Source organism: Nitrososphaera sp. AFS, from assembly GCF_009898475.1.
Taxonomy (GTDB): Archaea; Thermoproteota; Nitrososphaeria; order Nitrososphaerales; family Nitrososphaeraceae; genus Nitrosopolaris.
Genome location: NZ_QURE01000119.1, coordinates 6,820 through 10,394 on the forward strand (window position 1 = coordinate 6,820; position 3,575 = coordinate 10,394).

Genomic DNA, 3,575 nt, shown 5'->3' on the forward strand with positions numbered 1-3,575 from the left:
AACTTGATTATCCCTATTAAAGTAAAAGTTATTCATAATGTTCCAAATACCTTTCTAACAAATGTAGCCGAATGTAATACCACCTTAGATCTTAAACCTTAATGGTGATTTAATCTTCTTATCAACTATTCTTATTTATACATATCAATTTAGAGATATTCCTCAAGTCAATGACATGACATTTAGGTGTATGTCTTTGGTAAACCCGGATTTAATTTTATTTTAATCATACACTAATAATATCTAGATTTAAGTTAATATCAATATCTCATGATGTGTCACTGGTTATTAAGTATTATTTGGACTACCTCCTATTGAAAATAATTTCTGACTTTTCTAAATGGTTCATAGGACATTTTGATTCTACATACTGGACAAAGAAGGATTTAGAGAAGGCAGAGATATTTCGAAGTTGAACAATAGTTGACATTTCTAAACATACCCCAATTAGAAAGACAGGGTGCAGATATACAAAGGTAGAAGAATTAGAACTTTTGAATCAATCCCTAAATAATCGTGACAAGCTAAAGTATGATGCTATTTCACAATTATCAGATCAACTTGTACAGTTATCAACAAAATTGCAGGAGATTGAAAGAAGACAACAGCTATTGATATGATATGATATTTCAACCCTACATGTTACGAGATCCTAATTTTGAAGGATCTAATTCTATAATCTATTTATTATATAAAGAAAATTTTTTGCTGATAGACCCTCCCTCCCTTTACCCTAAGTGCTGCTGCTTATTTATCTTGGTTAGATTTCAGCTGTTGGAAGGGGATTTCAGAAATCTAGGAGTATATAAGTGATGCAAGGCCAATTTATTCATCATACTAAAGAAGTTCTTCTTACACAAACTTCTGTTGCAATATCTAACCTAAAGTTTCCATTTCATCTGAAAGGACATCAGCTTGAGGCAGTAGATGCATGGATTTCAAGTGGCTTGCGAGGTTCCATAATATACAGCAGCGGTACTGGTAAGACAGAGATAGCATTTGAATGTGCAAGAAGAGCAGCAGACATTATCTCAGTTTCTTCTTCTTCTCCTTTTCCTACTACTGACTCTTCAATGTCTATTCTCTTATTAGTTCCACGCATCGTCCTAATTGCCCAGTATCTCAAAAGGTTGTCAAACTATGGCATACCAATTGATAAGATAGGAGTATATTTTGGAGAACGTAAAGACAAAAGAGAAATAACAATAAGCACATATCAAAGTGTAATCTATAATCCTGATCTTATACGAGGATCAAAAATGATAATCTTTGATGAGGTACATCTTGTGAGTGACACTTCCAAGGTGCTAAGAAAGGTATTTGATATAGCTGTGGAAGACGCTAGTAAGGCCCTTTTAGGTCTTACTGCCACAATAAATGAGCAAGATTCTAGGTACAATACAATCATTACAGTTCTACCTCCTGTTAAGAAATACATGCTAAAAGAGGCTGTCAAAGACAAAAGACTAACAAAGCCAGTTGTTATTCCTATGCAAGTAAAGTTCACAGAAGAAGAGCAGAAACTTTATGATACGTATTCTACGAAAATAAAAAATATTTCTTCACGCTTCAAAAGGTATGATGCAACCTCGATGTCGCTACTTTTAAGAAAAGGTGGTTTTGTAGGAGGACTAGCTAGAGCGTGGTTTCTAAATGTAAGAAAGAGAAGAGTCTTGTTGAGTTGTGCTGAAAACAAAATATTTGAAGCAGTAAACCTGATAGTGAAAAAACATCCAAGTCAGAAGATCATGGTCTTTAGTGAAACACTTGACTCAATTAACAAGCTGAAGGCTAGTTTGGAGGCTGAAGGAATAAGATCTATGGTAATAGACAGTACTGTTAACTCCATAAAAAGACAGAAAATCCTTTCTTCTTGGGGTAAAGACTTCCATGCCTTGTTATCAGTACATACTCTTGAAATAGGCTACGATGTTCCTGAAGTAGGAATAGAGATTATTTTAGCTACTACTTCGAATATGAATCAAGTGATTCAAAGAATAGGAAGAATAGTCAGAGTATATCATGGAAAGCGCAGGGCATTAATCTATGTAGTATATATCTCAGAAACTAAAGATGATGCGACCTTGCAAATATTTAGGGAGGCGATCAAACTTGGTGGAAGAACGACTGTGACGGACGAAGTAGACGGCGGAACTGGAGAAGAAGAAAAAAGGCGCACAAAGCAAGCTTATAACATACTGGAAGTAAATTCACATGAACCAGTAATTGTAGATACAGATCAAGAACAAAAATTATATCAAATCAGAAGTAGTAAAGACAGAGACAAATACTATGAGGTAAATGCACAAGCTAAAACATGTACATGTAAGGATTATAACTTTAGAGGTTTAAAATGCAAACATATCACAGCAACAGAATTAGTAAACTCCGAACCAGATGTTTCTCACTTTTTGTCTTAATGGAGATACATTCTAAAGTGAGATTATCGCTTAAATATATTCAAAGATGATATGATAGATTTTATGGTTCTTAGAGAAGTCTTCAAGAAGCTACTTTATTATCCATATTCCTAACTTTGTGTATCGCAGAATGTGGAAGTAAGGAGGCTATAAAAACTTGATTGCTGCTACACTAACTTACGAATAATATAGATATGCAAAGATAAACTCTTTTCTTAAATGACTGTCATAGTACAGGATAGTCTTGGTAGTTAGCCGTGAAATCCGTTTAAAAAAACGGCCTGTTGGAATGCCAACATATGATAATTTCGAGCTTACAGAAGCTCAGATCCCAGGTCCCAGAAAAGGTGAATTCTTGGTAAGGAACATTTGGATGTCAGTTGATCCTTATATGCGTGGCCGTATGATAGAACGGAAAAGCTATGTACCTCCATTTGAATTGGGAAAAGCACTAGAAGGTGGATGTATTGGTAAGGTAGTGGAATCGAAAAATGATCAGTTTGCTGTTGGTGATTATGTCCTGGGAATGAAGGGATGGCGCGAAAATTGGATATCAGAGGGTGGTGGTAGCAATAGCAGTGACGTAAGTAAGATTGATCCGAATATTGGTCCCATTCAATTATCTCTGGGAATATTTGGGATGACAGGACTCACTGCATATGTCGGTCTGTTAAAAATTGGCCAACTGAAGAAGGCAGAGACTGTTTTTGTGTCGGCTGCTTCGGGAGCAGTAGGTTCAGTAGTTTGCCAGATTGCAAAAATCAATGGATGCTACGTAATAGGAAGTGCTGGCTCAAATGATAAGGTCAAATGGCTAATTAATGAGGCAGGGATAGACTACGCATTTAACTATAAGGAATTAAAGAATAGTATATCTGCAGAACTAGGAAAAGTAGGCAAGTCAGCAGATGGAATTGATCTTTACTTTGACAACGTAGGTGGAAATCATTTGGAAGCAGCGCTTGATCAAATGAAACCATTCAGTAAAATTGTACTCTGCGGAATGATTTCCCAGTATAATGAGACTTCCCCTGCGCCTGGTCCATCAAATATGTTCCTAGCTATCACAAAGCGACTCAACCTTCAGGGATTTATCGTTAGAGATCATCTCAATACGTTAAATCAGTTCTATACTGACATGTCCAAATGGGTTAA

At 35.8% G+C, this 3,575-nt stretch carries 2 protein-coding genes; both read left to right on the plus strand.

Translation table 11 applies throughout. The features are described from left to right. Positions 1 to 812 precede the first annotated feature (812 nt). Positions 813 to 2,420 carry a helicase-related protein gene (locus DYY65_RS10635; RefSeq protein WP_162477937.1) on the plus strand — a complete coding sequence of 536 codons (1,608 nt, stop codon included), beginning with the start codon at positions 813 to 815 and terminating at the stop codon, positions 2,418 to 2,420. Between the two features lie 244 nt (positions 2,421 to 2,664). Next, on the plus strand, positions 2,665 to 3,575 hold a 911-nt coding region (locus tag DYY65_RS10640), incomplete at its 3' end, for an NADP-dependent oxidoreductase (RefSeq protein ID WP_236561796.1).

Coding starts and splice junctions, on each gene's coding strand:
- DYY65_RS10635 (WP_162477937.1), top strand. CDS start 813: ATGCAAGGCCAATTTATTCATCATACTAAAGAAGTTCTTCTTACACAA.